Here is a 13,926-nt window from a genome sequence, read left to right on the forward strand (position 1 = left end):
GCCCCGCGTCAGTCCGCCATCTCGACCGAGTCGCCGAGGTCGAGGACATCGGGCGTGGTGGTCAGGCTCAACCTCCGGTCGGTCGCGACGGCGGCGAGCGTCTCGAGCGTGACCCCGAGGTCGAGCGTGCGCGGGTCGCCCGTCACCGAGGGCCCCGACACGCGGACGAGGACGTCCTCCTCCTCGCGGCGGTCGATGACGTAGACCACTCCAGGGTCCTCCTCGGGCTCCAGCTCCTGCCAGCCGAGCGTGACGTCGTGGCCGCCGATCGTCGTCGCGACGCACGCGTCGAAGAAGCTCTCGTCGGCACAGACGAGCGGGCTGTCGGAGGTGGGCGCGACGCCGACCGCCAGCGAGACCTCGGCGAGGTCGAGCTGGGCTCCGGTGCCCGGGTCGCCGATCTCCCGGCCGAGGACGTCCCACGCGCTGACGGCGGTGGGCTCCAGGGCGACATGCTCCCGGGTGACCGCGGCGATCGCCGCAGGCGTGATCGGCTCTCCGTCCGCCGCCGTACCGTCCGGGCCGGAGCACCCGGACACCGACGGCGCCGCCACCAGCGCCGCGGTCGCCAGCGCGGCCGCGGTCCTCCGCGCTCGGCCGCTCCACAGGACCAAGACCCCTGACCCCTCCCGTCTGCCGCGAGCCTGCTGGGTCGCCGGCCGGGTCGATCATCCTCCCCATCCCCAAGCGACCCCGCGGCTCGCCCGCGATCGGATGAGAATGATGCTCATTCACGTGCGGGCCGACTACCCTGAACCGCGATGACGACGTCGAGCACCCCGCCGCCTCCCACCCGCACCCGGGCCGACCTCCAGGTCTGGCTGGTCCTCGGCCTGCTGGTCGCCGCGGTCCCCGTCCAGCGGCTGCTGGGCGAGCGCCTCGACGGTGCGGCGTTCCAGACCTGGGCGACCGTCTTCCTGGCGATCGTGGTGCAGTCGATCCCGTTCCTCGTGCTCGGCGTGGTGCTGTCAGGACTGATCTCGGCGCTCTTGTCGGAGCGGGTCGTGACCCGCGCCCTGCCGCGGAGCCCCGCGCTCGCCGTACCGGTGGCCGGCATCGCGGGGATCGGGCTGCCGACGTGTGAGTGTGCGGCCGTGCCGGTCGCCTCCGGGCTCGCCCGCCGCGGCGTCCCGGCGCCGGTCGCGCTGACGTTCCTGCTGGCCGCGCCGGCCATCAACCCGGCCGTCATCATCTCGACCGCCGTCGCCTTCCAGGGGCGGGCCGACATGGTGCTCGGACGGTTCGTCGCCTCGCTGCTGGTCGCGGTCGTGATCGGGTGGATCTACGTCGGAGTGGCCGGTCGGATTCCGGCCCTGCGCCTGCCGCGGATCAGCGAGGTCCGGCACGCCCACGGCGACGACACCCGCTGGGGGCGCTTCCTCGGCGCTGCATGGCACGACCTGCTGCCGGCGGGCGGCTTCCTCGTCATCGGCGCCGTGGTCGCCGCCACCGTGAACGTGCTCGTCCCGGTGAGCGTGGTCGAGTCCGTGGCGGGCACCTGGCTGCTCGGCATCGTCACCCTGGCGGCCTTCGCCTTCCTGGTCGCCCTGTGCTCGGAGGCGGACGCCTTCGTGGCGGCCAGCCTGACGGCGTTCTCCGACACCGCGAAGCTGGTCTTCCTGGTCGTCGGCCCGGTCATGGACATCAAGCTCGCGGCGATGGAGGCCGGCCAGTTCGGCCGCCGCTTCGCCGCGCAGTTCGTGCCGCTGGTGCTGGTGGTGGCGACCGCCATCGCCTCCCTCGTCGGGTGGGTGCTGCTGTGAACCGCAACGCGCAGGCCGTCGTCCTCGCCGCGATCGGCGCCGTCGCGCTGCGGGTCGGGGTCACCGACGAGTACGCCCGCTACGTCAACGACTGGATGAAGTGGCCCCTTGTCGTCAGCGGAGCGGCCATGGTGGCGCTCGCCTTCCTCGCCGTGTTCAGCAGCCGGTACGACGACAGCGACTCCTCGCGCGCCGTGTGGGCCCTGCTGCTCCCGGTCGTGGTCGCCTTCGTCGTCCAGCCCCCGGCGCTCGGCGCCTATGTCGCGGAGCGCCGCGCCAACGACGTGGCCGCGGTGCAGATCGACAAGGCCGCGGTCGCCGCGCTGCCGGCCGGCCAGGTCAACGACCTGCTCGTCTCGGAGTTCGTCGCCTATGCGTCGGCGTATCCCGAGGTCCTCACCGAGCGCGAGGTGCGGCTGGTCGGCTTCGCGACGCACGACGGCGACGGCTGGTACGTCACCCGGCTGTCCATCAGCTGCTGCGCCGCGGACGCCCTGGCGTTCCGGGTGCGGGTGGACGGCGCGGACGCGCCCGCCGACGAGCAGTGGGTCGAGGTCGTCGGCAGCTGGGTGAGCGGCACCGGCGAGGGGGTGGGGGCCACGGACCCGCCGGTGCTCGCAGCCACCGCGGTGACCCCGGTCCAGGAGCCCAAGAGACCCTATGAGTGAGCTGCGGGACCGGGGCCGGTGGGCGCTGGCGGCCGTGCTCGGCGTCGTCCTCGTGCTCCTCCTGGTCCTCGGCCGGCCGGGCGGGCCCGGCGAGCCCGGCGCGCCCGCGGCGGACTTGCCGGCCTCGCCGGGCTCATCCGAGACCGGCTCCGAGGCGGGTCCCGTGCCGAGCGAGGAGCAGTTCTGCTCGCGCTATCTCGTGCTCGCCGCCGGCCAGGGCCAGTACGCCGCGCAGCCCGACGAGACGTCCGCCCGCCTGCTCCGCGACGCAGCCGAGGAGCTGGTCTCCGTGGGCGTGCCCGCCTCGATGAGCCCGCTCGCACGCACCGGCTACCGCGTCGAGATCTCCGGGATCTACGACTCGCTGGGGGAGGACCTCCCGGCCGCGGCGGTCCCCGGCGCGCTCGGGGACGAGGCCGACGGCTCCTCCCTCTCCGGCGTCGTCGGCGCGTTCGGCGACTGGCTGGCTCAGTACTGTCCCGCCCGGTGAGGGCGCGGGCCCGCCCCGCCGACCCGGCCGACCTGGCTGAACGGGGCTGCCAGCAGAGCGCCCAGCAGGCCGCCGAGGCCGTTGTGGGCGACGTCCGCCAGGGCCGGGACCCGGCTCGGCAGGAAGGCGTGCTGGGCCAGCTCGATGCCCGCGGAGACGGCCACCGTGACCAGGGCCGCGAGCAGTGGCCGTCCCAGCACGACGGCGAGGAGGAGGCCGGCGGGCACGAACAGCGCGATGTTGGCGAGAACCTCGGTCTCGCTCCAGTCCAGCCGGCCCTCGCTCGCCCGCCACGCCGCTGCGCCCGCGAGGTCGAACGCCCACCGTCCCGCGGACGGGTCGGCCAGGGTCAGGCGGGCGATGACGACGGAGTAGCAGGCGAGCAGGACGGCGGCGACGGGACGGCGGACCATGATCTCGACGCTAGGCGGAGCCGCCGGCGGGCGGGTCCTCCTCAAGTGCCGGGGTGCGGTACTCCAGGACCGGCGCTCAGCCCTGACGGCCCTTCATGCGCGGGTTCTGCTTGTTGATCACGTAGGTCCGGCCGCGTCGGCGTACGACCTGAGCGCCCGGCTGCCGCTTGAGCGACCGCAGCGAGTTGCGCACCTTCATCGCCTCGTCCTCCTTCCCGTCTCGGGGTCGACCAGTCCGTCCATCACGGCGCCGACCAGCCGCCGCGGCACCCGGTGGGTGCGTCCCTCGATGGTGACCGGCACCAGGTCCGGCGCGGTGGCCTTCCACTGCGCCCGACGGTGGCGGGTCCGGCTCCGCGACGTACGACGCTTCGGGACGGCCATCACGCCACCTCCCGGATCGGGCCGAGCCAGGGCTCGAAGCCGTCCTCGCCCGCGGACCAGGTCGGTGCCTCGTCCGGTGCGAGCAGCAGCTCGTCGAAGGCCTCCCGCAGGTGCGCCGGCGCGGCGCCGACACCGGCGAGCACGATCCGGGTGAACGGCGTGCGCAGGCCCCAGGACGCGTGGTCGCCGATGCTCAGCTGCCCGCCCGCCCCGTCCCACTCGAGCGCACGGCCCGGCCGGCTGGGCAGCCAGAAGCAGCCGCGCGAGCGGTGGGCGCCCGCCCCGAGCCGCTCGAGGGAGTCGAGCAGGCGGTCGGGGTGGAAGGGCTGGAGGGACTGCAGGTCGAGACGCCACACGCCCTCGGCCCGCAGGTCGGGCAGGGCGTCGGTGCGCACCGGGCTGGTCCACGCCTCGGTGCGGGTGTGCTGGTGCAGCCGGCCGGTGAGGACCTCGCCCCCCAGCGCATGGCAGCCCTCGACCACGACCGCGTCGGGGCGGGCGAGGGCAGCGACCAGGCCGCGCGCGACCGGGTCGACGGCGTCGTCGAAGGCGACGACGTCGGCGTGCTCGACCATCGCGGAGAGGACCTCGCCGACGCCGCGGCGGTCGTCGTGGGCGCAGTGGTGGCCGCGCTCGGCCAGCAGGTCGTCACCGAGGAGGTCGCGCACGGGGTGCCTCGACCCGACGGCGGCCACGACCGCCGAGACCCGCAGGAAGCGGGCCATGCGGGTGTCCCAGGTCAGCGCGGCGCACAGGTGCGCGGCCTCGGCGCCGACCGGGAGGTGCGCCACGATGCTCTCCCAGCGACCGTCGCGGGCCAGCCTCTCGAGCGTGGGGAGGATGTCCTCGCGGATCGCGCAGCTCACACATGCGTGCTCGAGCACCGTCTCGTGGGTCTCGACGACGCCGGACAGGTCGCTGACGGTACGGGTCAGGACCCCCCGCTCGACGTCGATGGCGTGGCGGCAGGCGACCGCGTTCGGCAGGTCGAACTGCAGTCCGACCATGGTCGCCGCCATCGCGTCCGGGTCGACGCCCCCGAGCAGGACCACCGGGACCCTCATCGGGCACCACTCCGGCGGCCGTAGCGCCGCTCGAAGGCCTCGACCCGGCCCTCGGCGTCCAGCACCCGGCCCTGGCCGGTCCAGAAGGGGTGGCTGTGCACGCTGACGTCGACATCGACCACCGGGTACGTCGCGCCGTCGAGCTCCACCGTGCGTCCGTCGGTCCGCTCGACCAGCGTCGAGCGGGTGAGCACCAGGTCGCCCGTCGCGCGGTCGCGGAAGACGACGGGGCCGTAGGCGGGGTGGATCCCCTGCTTCATCGCTTGCTCCTTGAGTTAGAATGAGAATCGTTCTCAATCATAGACCAGGAGGAAAGCCGATGTCACAGGTGTGCCAGGTGACCGGGGCGCGACCCGCGTTCGGCAACCGCGTCTCGCACTCGCACCGACGTACTCGACGCCGCTTCGACGTCAACGTCCAGCGCAAGCGGTACTGGGTGCCGTCGCTGAGGCGGCACGTGACGCTGCGGGTCTCCGCCCGCGGCATCAAGACCATCGACCAGCGGGGCATCGAGGCGGTCGTCGCCGAGCTCCGCGCCCGAGGAGAGAGGCTCTGACATGGCCAAGAAGGCATCCGACGTGCGACCGATCGTCAAGCTGCGCTCGACCGGCGGGACGGGCTACACCTATGTCACCCGCAAGAACCGCAGGAACGACCCCAACCGCCTGCGCCTGCGCAAGTACGACCCCGTGCTGCGCCGGCACGTCGAGTTCCGCGAGGAGCGCTGATGGCCTCGCAGGCGAAGATCGCCGCGGACCGGAGGCGGCGCAGGACGGTCGCGAGGTACGCCGAGCGGCGTGCGGCGCTCAAGGAGCAGGTCCGTCGAGCCGACCCGGGCTCGGCGGAGCTGGCCGCGGCGGTGCAGGCGCTCGCCCGGCTGCCACGCGACGCCTCGCCGGTGCGGGTGCGCAACCGCGACCAGGTCGACGGTCGGCCCCGCGGCTACCTGCGCAAGGCGGGTCTCTCGCGGATCCGGTTCCGTGAGCTGGCGCACCGCGGCGAGCTGCCGGGGATCACGAAGTCGAGCTGGTGAGCCGGCGGAGCCGTTCGATCCGCTGCAGGCCGTCCCGGTCGGGGCCCGGTGCGGGCGCCAAGGCGGCCTCCAGCCGGGCGCGGGTCGCGTCGGGGTCGAGCCCGGTCCCGATCGCGACCAGCTCGCTGGTCGGTGGGCTCGGGCGCAGCGAGGCGACGTGGACCTGGCCGCCGACCAGGTGGACGACGTACCCCCGCGGCCCCCGGGTCGTGTCGACCGCGACCGTCCCCTTCATCCGGTAGGCGGCCGGGGGCGGGTCGAGGAGCAGGTCGACCACGCGGCCGGGCGACACGGCGCCCGGGGTGCGCGCCGAGGCCGACGCGGCATGCACGTGGAGGTGCTCTGCGTCGGCGTCGTCGGCCCCGTCCTGCCGGGCGGCACGCTCCGCGCGCAGCAGCGCCCCCAGCGGCAGCTGGTCGGGCGGGTCCTCCGCGAGCGCCACATCGTGCAGGAGCGCGGGGTCGACGCGTCCGCGGGAGGTGCGCACGATGTGCACCGAGGGGTTGACCTCGCGCACCCGGGCCTCGATCGCGGCGAGCGTCTCCTCGCGGCCCTCCGCCGGCAGCAGGTCGACCTTGTTGAGGACGACGAGGGTCGCCACCGCGAAGCGCGCGGGGGGCATGCCGCCGTCGTCCACGGTGCGGAAGTACTCCACCGCGTCGACGACGTCCACGACGCCGCCCGGACGCACCCGCGGCGCCGCGCTGCGCCGGATCATCTGCGCGAGCACCCCCGGCTCGGCCAGCCCGCTCGCCTCGACCACGACGGCGTCGAGCGCGAGCCGCGGGTGGGTCAGCCGTGCGAGCGCCGCGTCGAGGCCGGACACGTCCTCCAGGCAGCACAGGCAGCCACCGGCGATCGACACCGGCTCGTCGACCTGCCCGGTGACCAGCGCCACGTCGACGTTGATGGCGCCGAAGTCGTTGACGACCACGCCGATCCGCGCGCCGGGGCGGCGCAGCAGCCGGTTGAGGAGCGTCGTCTTCCCGGCCCCGAGGTGACCGGTCAGGGCGGTCACGGGGACGTGCGAGCTCACCCTGCCGAGTCTAGTTGACAACGATTCTCACCTCGCGCGGAGTCGTGGCAAGGTGGGCGCGTGGGAAGCGGACACGGACACGGACACGGCCGACGGGCGGACCGGGGGCCGGACGACCGGATCCGGGTCGGTACGACGGCGCGCAACCTCCTGCTCGCCGGCCTCGCGCTCGCGCTCCTGGGGACCATCGCGGGGCTCGCGATCTGGTGGCCGCCGAGCGACGCCGCCGCGCGCAGCGCCGAGGCGGGCGGCGCCGCGGCGCAGTTCGCCGCGCCGGGCGTGACCTTCCCCTCGGCCGAGGTGGTCGCGGTGGCGGAGCGCTGCGCGGGGCGGACCGGCCTCCCCGACGGGTCCGGGTGCAGCACCATCACCGTCGACGTGGACGGCGAGGACCAGGTGATCCGCCTCGACGTGCCGCCGGAGGTGGTGGAGTCCGGGCTCAGCAAGGGCGACCGCGTGGAGCTGCTGCGCACCCCGGCGCCGGAGGGGGCGCCGGACCAGGAGCCGTCGTACTCCTACTTCGCGACCGAGCGCTACGGCACCCTGATCTGGCTGGCGGTGCTCTTCGTGGCCGTGGTGCTCGCCGTGGCCCGCTGGCGCGGCCTGCTCGGCCTGCTCGGCCTGGCCTTCGGCGGGCTCGTGGTCTGGTGGTGGATGCTCCCGGCCCTCCTCGACGGTGCCTCCGGCGTGGGCGTCGCGCTGACGAGTGCCTCGGCCATCATGTTCGTCGTCCTCTACACCACCCACGGCTTCTCGCTGCGCACCAGCACCGCGCTCGCGGGGACCCTGCTCGGCATCGCGCTGACGGCCGGCATCGGCGTCGTCGCGATCGGCGACGCCCGGCTCACCGGGATCAGCGACGAGGGTGGCGCGATCCTGGCCTCCTTCGGGGCCCTGGACTTCCAGGCCCTTCTCGGCTGCGCCCTGGTCATCGCCGGGCTCGGCGTGCTCAACGACGTCACCATCACCCAGGCCTCCGCGGTCTGGGAGCTGCGCGCCGCCAGCCCCCACGCCTCGCGCACCCGGGTCTTCACCAGCGCGATGCGGATCGGCCGCGACCACATCGCCTCGACGATCTACACCATCGTCTTCGCCTACGTCGGCACCGCCCTGATCCTGCTCATGCTGCTGCGCGTCTACGACCGGCCGCTGCTCGACCTCATCTCGACCGAGCAGCTGGCCGAGGAGATCGTGCGCACCCTCGTGACCTCCATCGGCCTGGTCCTGGCCGTCCCCGTCACCACCGCGCTGGCGGCGCTGATCGCTGCTCCGCGTCCCGCGGGCTCACAGTGACGGCTCCGTCCACGCCACCTGCACGACCTCGACGCCCCGGTCCCGGGTGAGCATCCGGGCGCGGCCGGGCTGGGCGGGACCGGGCCGCAGGCTGCCGAGGAGAGGGCCCTCGTCCCGGCTGCCCGCCAGCAGGACGCCTGGCATCGCCAGGTCGCGCAGCGACTGGATGACCGGCTCGTACAGCGCGCGGGAGGCGCCGCCGGAGCGGCGGGCCACCGCCACGTGCAGGCCCACGTCGCGGGCCTGGGCCATCAGCGGCTGCAGCAGCCCGACCGGCGAGCTCTGCGCGGTGGCGACCAGGTCGTAGTCGTCGACGACCACGAAGACCTCCGCGCCGGACCACCAGGACCGGCTGCGCAGCTGCTCGGGGGTCACATCGGGTCCGGGGATCCGGTTCTGAAGGTACGTCGCCAGGTCGTTCAGCGCCGGTTGCGCCTGGGTCCCGGAGGTCAGGTAGTTGAGCAGGTACTCCTCCGGCACCTCGCCCAGCAGGGAGCGGCGGTAGTCGACGAGGATGATCTGCGCCTCGGCCGCCGTGCGCGTACGCATGATCTCCTGGCAGTAGGCCCGCAGCAGCGCCGTCTTGCCGGACCTCGCGTCGCCGAAGACGAGCAGGTGCGGCTCGGCGTCGACGTCGAGGGAGACCGGCGCCAGCTCCTTCTCGTTGACAGCCAGCAGCAATGGCCGCGGCCCCGCCGAGCCCGGCGGACCCGGGGAGCCCGCCTGCGCGCGCACCTCCTCGAGCGTGACCCGGTCCGGCAATAGCCTCAGCTTGGGTGCGGCCGGCCCGCGCCAGGCCGACGCGACGGCGGCGACGAGGGCATCCACGCCCTCGCCGAGGGTCTCGGCCGAGACGTCGCCGTCGATCCGGGGGAGGGCGCCGAGAACGTGCAACGGGCCGGCCACCAGGCCGCGGCCCGGCCGGCCGGCCGGCACCAGGGCCGCGCTCTTGCGGTCGATCTCGGAGTCGATGGGGTCGCCGAGGCGCAGCTCGAGCCGGGTGCCGAGCAGGTCGCGCATCGCGGCGCGGAAGTCCGGCCAGCGGGTCGCGGCGGTGACGACGTGCAGGCCGAAGGTCAGTCCGCGACCGGCGAGCTGCTGGATCTCCAGCTCGAGGTCGTCGAAGTCGGAGCGCAGCGTGCCCCACCCGTCGATGACGAGGAAGATGTCGCCGTACCCGTCGTCGGGGGAGCCGACGCCGCGCAGGCGACGCGCGCGGTAGGTCTCGATCGAGTCGATGCCCTGAGTGCGGAAGTACCGCTCACGGCGCTCGACGATGCCGCGGACCTCGGCGACGACCCGCCGGACGACCTCGGGCTCGGAGCGGGAGGCGACCCCGGCGACGTGGGGGAGGGCGGTGAGGGGCGCGAAGGTGCCGCCGCCGAAGTCGAGGACGTAGAACTGCGACTCCACCGGCGTCGTGGTGAGCGCGAGGCTCGTGACGACGGTCCGCAGCAGCGTGCTCTTCCCGCTGCGGGGGCCGCCGACGACGGCCACGTGACCGGAGGCCCCGCCGAGGCCGATGGTGAGGGTGTCGCGACGCTGGTCCCGGGGTCGGTCGACCGTGCCGAGGGGGACGGTCAGGCCCCCGAACTCGCGCCAGCGCAGGGAGACGAGGCCGAGCTCCGGGTGGGGCGCGAGGTCGGGCATCAGCCGGTCGAGGGTGTCGGGCCGGTCCAGCGGCGGCAGCCACACGCGGTGGGCCGCCGGTCCGCGACCGGCCATCCGGGTGACCGCGACGTCGAGCACCGAGGCGCCGCCCGCGTCCGCCGACGCCGACTCCTGCGGCTCGTGCCGCGTGGGCTCGTCGAAGGTCTGCACCTCGGACACGGTGAAGGGCAGGATGCCCCGCATCGCGCCGTCGCTGTCGCGCACGACGCCCCGACGGACCGTCTCGGGCGGGCCCGAGACGTACGCCGCCTTGAACCGCGTGAGCGTCGCCGGATCCGGGCGGAGATAGCCCAGTCCGGGTACCGCCGGCAGCTCGTAGGCGTCGGGTACGCCGAGCACCGCCCGCGACTCCTGCGCGCTGAAGGTGCGCAGGCCGATCCGGTACGACAGGTGGGACTCCAGGCCGCGCAGTCGTCCCTCCTCGAGGCGCTGGGAGGCGAGCAGCAGGTGGAGGCCGAGGGACCGCCCGAGCCGGCCGATCGCGACGAACAGGTCGATGAACTCCGGCTTGGCCGACAGCATCTCGGAGAACTCGTCGACGACGATGAACAGCGACGGCAGGGGCGTGAGCCCTGCCGCACCCGGGTCGCCGGAGGTGCGGGCACGCTCGTAGTCGCGGATCGAGGCGAAGTTGCCGGCCCGGCGCAGCAGCTCCTGACGGCGCACCATCTCTCCGGACAGGGCGTCCTGCATCCGGTCGACGAGAGTCAGCTCCTGCGCCAGGTTCGTGATCACCGCGGACACATGCGGCATCGGGGCCATCCCGGCGAAGGTCGCGCCGCCCTTGAAGTCGACGAGGACCAGGTTGAGCTGCTCCGGCGAGTGGGTCATCGCCAGGCCGAGCACGAGCGTGCGCAGCAGCTCGGACTTGCCCGAGCCGGTCGCTCCGACGACCAGTCCGTGCGGGCCGATCCCCTGCTGCGCGGACTCCTTGATGTCGAGATGGACCGCTGCACCGCCGTCGGCGACGCCGAGCGGCACCCGGAGGCGGTCGCGGGCGGGGCGCGGGCGCCAGGCGGTCGCCGGGTCGAACGCGTGGACGTCCCCGAGGCCGAGCAGGTCCATGACGTCGGGCGGGGCGGTCAGGTCGGCAGCCACCTCCTCGCCGACGGCCGCACCCGCGGCCGGGGTGAAGAGCGGGGTCAGCCGCCGGGCGAGCGCCTCGGCCGTGGCCGGACCGCACTGGTCGCCCCGGGCGCGGACCGGCTCGGTCCGCATCCGCACGGCGACCAGGGGGACGGTCTCCTCGAGCGGCCCGCTCGCCGGCTCCCCCCTGCCCGCCTCGCCCGGTCGGCCGTCGATCTGCAGGCGCAGCGCGGTCGGGCTGTCCAGCTCACCCCAGCGCGCGGGCAGGTCCACGACCGTGAGCCCGTGCAGGCCGTCGGACGGCACCACGTGGTTGCCCGGCGGGAGCTCCGCGCCGTCGGTGACCAGGAGGACATGAGGGATCGCCGCTCGCTCGTCGGCGCCGAAGCGCGGACGCTCGGTCAGGTCCGGGGGGAGCAGGGCGGCGAGATCGTCGAGCGAGGTCGTGACCATCCGGGCCGGACCGACCGCGTCGCTGCGGTGCAGGCTGTGGGCGTGGGGGAGCCACTTGACCCAGTCCCACCGCGCCAGCGTCGCCTCGCTCGCGAGGACGGCGATCCGCAGACTGTCCGGAGAATGGAAGGCGGCGGCCGAGCAGAGCAGGGCCCGCGCCAGCGAGCGTGCCTCGTCCTCGGGCCCGCAGAGCTCGACCCGGTCGAACGCGCTCAGGTCGACGGACGCCGGCAGGCCCGGCTGGACCCGATGGACGGCCAGCAGGCGGTGGAGCGCCGAGGCCGAGAGCGGATCGGCCTCCTCGGTCGGCGCGTCCTCCGGGGGGAGCAGCTCGAGGGCGAGCGGCTGCGCGCAGACGCCGTACCGCACCTGCAGGAAGGCCGGATCGGACGACGACCGCTCCCAGACCCGGGTCCGGTCCTCGGCCAGCGAGGGCAGCGCCGTCGGCGCCGGGTGCAGCCAGGTCAGGGCACGCCGCTGCTGGCCGGCGGCCTCGCGCACCACGCTGCGCACGCCCGCGAGATAGCGGAGATACTCCGTCCGGGTGCCGGTGACCTGCTGGTGACGCTGCCGGCGCTGCCGGTCCACCTGCACGGCGATGAAGCCCACGGTGGCGAACAGGAACATGCCTGCGGCGACGAACCGCAGGGCCTGGTTGCCGCCGGTGCCGCCGAGACCCGCGACCAGGACGATCGAGCCGAGACTGCCCAGCATCGGGATGGCGTTGATGGCCAGGCCGGCGGCACCCTCGCTCGGCTGGAGGGCCGGCGGCGGCCGGAGCCGGAGCTGGCCGGTCGGCAGCGCGGGTCGCTCGCCCCGCGCGCCGCGCCGCCCCAGGCTGCCGGGGCTGACGCGGCCGGCAGCCGTCGTCGCACGGCGCTCCTCGGACGGGTCGGTGCCCACGGTCACGCTCCCGCCCCCCGTCGTCGATGCCCGCTCATCCGACCCGGCCGATGATAGGGCCGCGTGCCACCTGGGTAGGGAGCATCGGGACGCACGGGTCGAGGACTACCCTGCGAGCCGGGAGGGGAATCCCGGACCGCCGCACAGATCTCGGGAGGCAGCACGGTGAACGGCTCCTCCCGCTCGCCCGCACCCGGCACGGTCACGGCGGTGGCGGTCCACGGCCCCGGTGGCGTCCTGGACCTGAGCGTGCCCGTCGGAGCGACGCTGGCGGACGTCGCGCGCACCTACGCCGCCCAGGCCGGCCACCACGGTGCACTGGCGCTGGTGACCCTGAGGGGCGAGCCCTTGGCGCCGACCGCGGACGTCGCGGACTCCGGCCTGGTGACCGGCGCGCTGGTCGTCGCCGTCGACCCGGTGTCGCAGCCCACCACCCTGCGCCGGCCGCTGTGGCAGCACGGCCGGCGCGGTCGCCGTACGGTCGCTCCGACCGGCGCCACGGCCGCCGTACTGGTGCTGGCGGCCCTCGTCGCGCTGGTCGCGGGGTGGTGCGCCGCCGTGCTGCCGGAGGACGACCGCTGGCCGGTCGTCGCGGTCCTCCTCGGCGTCGCCGCACTGGGCTCGGTCCCCCTCGGCGCGCTGCGCTCGCAGCGGGCTCTCGCCGCACCGGCCTTCGGCGCCGCGGCCGGCCTGGCCCTCGCCTGGGACCCGCTTGCGGAGCGACTCCCCACGGTCGTGGGCATCGCCGGTCTGTGCGCTGCCGTGACGGCCGCTCTCGGCCGGGCGCTCGCCCGGCCGGCGGACCCCGCCGCGGAGGGGCTGCGCGTGTGGATGGTCGTCGGTGCCGGTTGGTTCGTCATCGCGAGCGTCGGCGCGCTTGCGGGCGTCGCCCCGCACGTCGTCTGGGCGGTGCTCCTGCTGGCCGCCGTGCTGGCGGCACGGCTCGTGCCGGCGCTCGCGGTCGACGTCCCCGACCGCGACCTGCTCGACCTCGACCGGCTCGCCGTGACCGCCTGGTCGGCCCGCGACCACGTCGACCCCGGCGACGCCCGGAACGGCGACGATCCCGGTCGCGGCGCCGTCGACGGGCCGGCGGTGCGGTCCGTGGCGGAGCGCGCCGCCCGGACCGTGACGGCGGCCGCCGTCGCCGTCCTGGCGGTCGTGGTCGTCGCGACGCCCCTGTTGCTGGCGACGGCCGACCTGCCGCTGGACCGGACCGGGACCCACTGCCTGGTCGGCTTCGGCGGCGCGGCCCTGCTGCTCGCGGCGCGCAGCTACCGGCATGTCGGCGCGGCCCGGCTGCTGCGCCTGGCCGGGGTGGTCGCCCTCGGTGCGCTCGCGGCCGTCGCGCTGGGCGTCGCTCCCGGCACCCCCGGGTTCGTGTCTCCGGCCGCGGTGTCGGGGGCGGCCGTGGCGGTGGCCGCGCTCCTCGTGGCGGTCGCCCTGGGGGTCGGGCGGGGCTGGCGCTCCCCGTGGTGGTCGCGCCGGGCCGAGGTCGCGGAGGCGGTCTGCGGGGCTCTCGCGGTGGCCTCCCTCGTCGTCTCGGTCGGACTCTTCCGCCACCTGTGGGAAGTCGTGGGCTGAGGTTTAGTGCCGCGGCCGTCTCGGGTAGCACCCGGGACGTCGGCTCTTGTGGCAGCGCTCGGGGAGCCAGCACGAGGACGCCGGG

The 13,926-nt window shown here is 74.9% G+C and carries 16 protein-coding genes; 8 read left to right on the forward strand and 8 right to left on the reverse strand.

Annotated elements, in window-relative coordinates; all coding sequences use genetic code 11:
• Window positions 1-8: 8 nt before the first annotated feature.
• A complete protein-coding gene (locus tag ACJ5H2_RS01470; protein ID WP_408897791.1) occupies window positions 9-614 on the reverse strand; it encodes a hypothetical protein in 606 nt (201 codons plus the stop codon).
• 147 nt (window positions 615-761) lie between these two features.
• Between ACJ5H2_RS01470 and ACJ5H2_RS01475 the strand changes: the two genes are divergently transcribed.
• From ACJ5H2_RS01475 to ACJ5H2_RS01485, 3 genes are read left to right on the forward strand one after another with little or no spacing between them, the layout of a single operon-like run.
• Window positions 762-1,763 (forward strand): permease, encoded by a 1,002-nt coding sequence (locus ACJ5H2_RS01475; RefSeq protein WP_408897792.1) that lies wholly within the window; start codon window positions 762-764, stop codon window positions 1,761-1,763.
• On the forward strand, window positions 1,760-2,431 hold the full coding sequence (locus tag ACJ5H2_RS01480) for a TIGR03943 family putative permease subunit (RefSeq protein WP_408897793.1): 672 nt from the start codon (window positions 1,760-1,762) through the stop codon (window positions 2,429-2,431). Before ACJ5H2_RS01475 ends, ACJ5H2_RS01480 begins: the two co-directional genes overlap by 4 nt.
• The gene (locus tag ACJ5H2_RS01485; protein WP_408897794.1) at window positions 2,424-2,921 is read left to right on the forward strand and encodes a hypothetical protein; all 498 of its coding nucleotides are present in this window, start codon (window positions 2,424-2,426) and stop codon (window positions 2,919-2,921) included. The genes ACJ5H2_RS01480 and ACJ5H2_RS01485 overlap by 8 nt, the downstream gene beginning before the upstream one ends.
• Here ACJ5H2_RS01485 and ACJ5H2_RS01490 read toward each other — a convergent pair.
• From ACJ5H2_RS01490 to ACJ5H2_RS01510, 5 genes are all read right to left on the reverse strand, one after another.
• Window positions 2,900-3,334, reverse strand: coding sequence for a VanZ family protein (locus ACJ5H2_RS01490; RefSeq protein ID WP_408897795.1), 435 nt, complete (start codon window positions 3,332-3,334; stop codon window positions 2,900-2,902). The two genes, ACJ5H2_RS01485 and ACJ5H2_RS01490, sit on opposite strands and share 22 nt — an antisense overlap.
• Before the next feature lie 76 nt (window positions 3,335-3,410).
• Window positions 3,411-3,533 (reverse strand): type B 50S ribosomal protein L36, encoded by a 123-nt coding sequence (gene ykgO / locus ACJ5H2_RS01495; RefSeq protein WP_408897796.1) that lies wholly within the window; start codon window positions 3,531-3,533, stop codon window positions 3,411-3,413.
• Window positions 3,530-3,718 (reverse strand): 50S ribosomal protein L32, encoded by a 189-nt coding sequence (rpmF, locus tag ACJ5H2_RS01500; RefSeq protein WP_408897797.1) that lies wholly within the window; start codon window positions 3,716-3,718, stop codon window positions 3,530-3,532. Before rpmF ends, ykgO begins: the two co-directional genes overlap by 4 nt.
• Window positions 3,718-4,782: a GTP-binding protein gene (locus ACJ5H2_RS01505; RefSeq protein WP_408897798.1), complete on the reverse strand. Its 1,065-nt coding sequence runs from the start codon at window positions 4,780-4,782 to the stop codon at window positions 3,718-3,720. Before ACJ5H2_RS01505 ends, rpmF begins: the two co-directional genes overlap by 1 nt.
• A complete protein-coding gene (locus ACJ5H2_RS01510) occupies window positions 4,779-5,042 on the reverse strand; it encodes a type B 50S ribosomal protein L31 (RefSeq protein WP_408897799.1) in 264 nt (87 codons plus the stop codon). The genes ACJ5H2_RS01505 and ACJ5H2_RS01510 overlap by 4 nt, the downstream gene beginning before the upstream one ends.
• Before the next feature lie 59 nt (window positions 5,043-5,101).
• Between ACJ5H2_RS01510 and rpmB the strand changes: the two genes are divergently transcribed.
• From rpmB to rpsN, 3 genes are read left to right on the forward strand one after another with little or no spacing between them, the layout of a single operon-like run.
• Complete coding sequence (gene rpmB, locus ACJ5H2_RS01515) at window positions 5,102-5,338, forward strand: 50S ribosomal protein L28 (RefSeq protein WP_408897800.1); 237 nt, start codon at window positions 5,102-5,104, stop codon at window positions 5,336-5,338.
• A 1-nt stretch (window position 5,339) separates the two neighbouring features.
• Window positions 5,340-5,510 (forward strand): 50S ribosomal protein L33, encoded by a 171-nt coding sequence (gene rpmG / locus ACJ5H2_RS01520; RefSeq protein ID WP_408897801.1) that lies wholly within the window; start codon window positions 5,340-5,342, stop codon window positions 5,508-5,510.
• Window positions 5,510-5,815: a 30S ribosomal protein S14 gene (gene rpsN / locus ACJ5H2_RS01525; RefSeq protein ID WP_408897802.1), complete on the forward strand. Its 306-nt coding sequence runs from the start codon at window positions 5,510-5,512 to the stop codon at window positions 5,813-5,815. Before rpmG ends, rpsN begins: the two co-directional genes overlap by 1 nt.
• Here the strand turns inward: rpsN and ACJ5H2_RS01530 are convergent.
• A complete protein-coding gene (locus ACJ5H2_RS01530) occupies window positions 5,796-6,851 on the reverse strand; it encodes a CobW family GTP-binding protein (RefSeq protein ID WP_408897803.1) in 1,056 nt (351 codons plus the stop codon). The genes rpsN and ACJ5H2_RS01530 overlap by 20 nt on opposite strands.
• Before the next feature lie 60 nt (window positions 6,852-6,911).
• Between ACJ5H2_RS01530 and ACJ5H2_RS01535 the strand changes: the two genes are divergently transcribed.
• Complete coding sequence (locus ACJ5H2_RS01535; RefSeq protein ID WP_408897804.1) at window positions 6,912-8,144, forward strand: YibE/F family protein; 1,233 nt, start codon at window positions 6,912-6,914, stop codon at window positions 8,142-8,144.
• Here ACJ5H2_RS01535 and eccCa read toward each other — a convergent pair.
• Entirely contained in the window at window positions 8,136-12,263 is a 4,128-nt protein-coding gene (gene eccCa, locus ACJ5H2_RS01540; protein ID WP_408897805.1) for a type VII secretion protein EccCa, read from the reverse strand. The genes ACJ5H2_RS01535 and eccCa overlap by 9 nt on opposite strands.
• Before the next feature lie 159 nt (window positions 12,264-12,422).
• On the opposite strand from eccCa, the gene ACJ5H2_RS01545 reads away from it, so the two are divergent.
• The gene (locus ACJ5H2_RS01545) at window positions 12,423-13,841 is read left to right on the forward strand and encodes a hypothetical protein (RefSeq protein WP_408897806.1); all 1,419 of its coding nucleotides are present in this window, start codon (window positions 12,423-12,425) and stop codon (window positions 13,839-13,841) included.
• Window positions 13,842-13,926: the final 85 nt, after the last annotated feature.

Source organism: Nocardioides pymetrozini (genome assembly GCF_046058985.1).
Classification (GTDB): domain Bacteria; phylum Actinomycetota; class Actinomycetes; order Propionibacteriales; family Nocardioidaceae; genus Nocardioides.

Coding starts and splice junctions, on each gene's coding strand:
- rpsN (WP_408897802.1), top strand. CDS start 5,510: ATGGCCTCGCAGGCGAAGATCGCCGCGGACCGGAGGCGGCGCAGGACG.
- rpmG (WP_408897801.1), top strand. CDS start 5,340: ATGGCCAAGAAGGCATCCGACGTGCGACCGATCGTCAAGCTGCGCTCG.
- ACJ5H2_RS01505 (WP_408897798.1), bottom strand. CDS start 4,782: ATGAGGGTCCCGGTGGTCCTGCTCGGGGGCGTCGACCCGGACGCGATG.
- ykgO (WP_408897796.1), bottom strand. CDS start 3,533: ATGAAGGTGCGCAACTCGCTGCGGTCGCTCAAGCGGCAGCCGGGCGCT.
- ACJ5H2_RS01485 (WP_408897794.1), top strand. CDS start 2,424: ATGAGTGAGCTGCGGGACCGGGGCCGGTGGGCGCTGGCGGCCGTGCTC.
- ACJ5H2_RS01510 (WP_408897799.1), bottom strand. CDS start 5,042: ATGAAGCAGGGGATCCACCCCGCCTACGGCCCCGTCGTCTTCCGCGAC.
- ACJ5H2_RS01475 (WP_408897792.1), top strand. CDS start 762: ATGACGACGTCGAGCACCCCGCCGCCTCCCACCCGCACCCGGGCCGAC.
- rpmF (WP_408897797.1), bottom strand. CDS start 3,718: ATGGCCGTCCCGAAGCGTCGTACGTCGCGGAGCCGGACCCGCCACCGT.
- ACJ5H2_RS01490 (WP_408897795.1), bottom strand. CDS start 3,334: ATGGTCCGCCGTCCCGTCGCCGCCGTCCTGCTCGCCTGCTACTCCGTC.
- rpmB (WP_408897800.1), top strand. CDS start 5,102: ATGTCACAGGTGTGCCAGGTGACCGGGGCGCGACCCGCGTTCGGCAAC.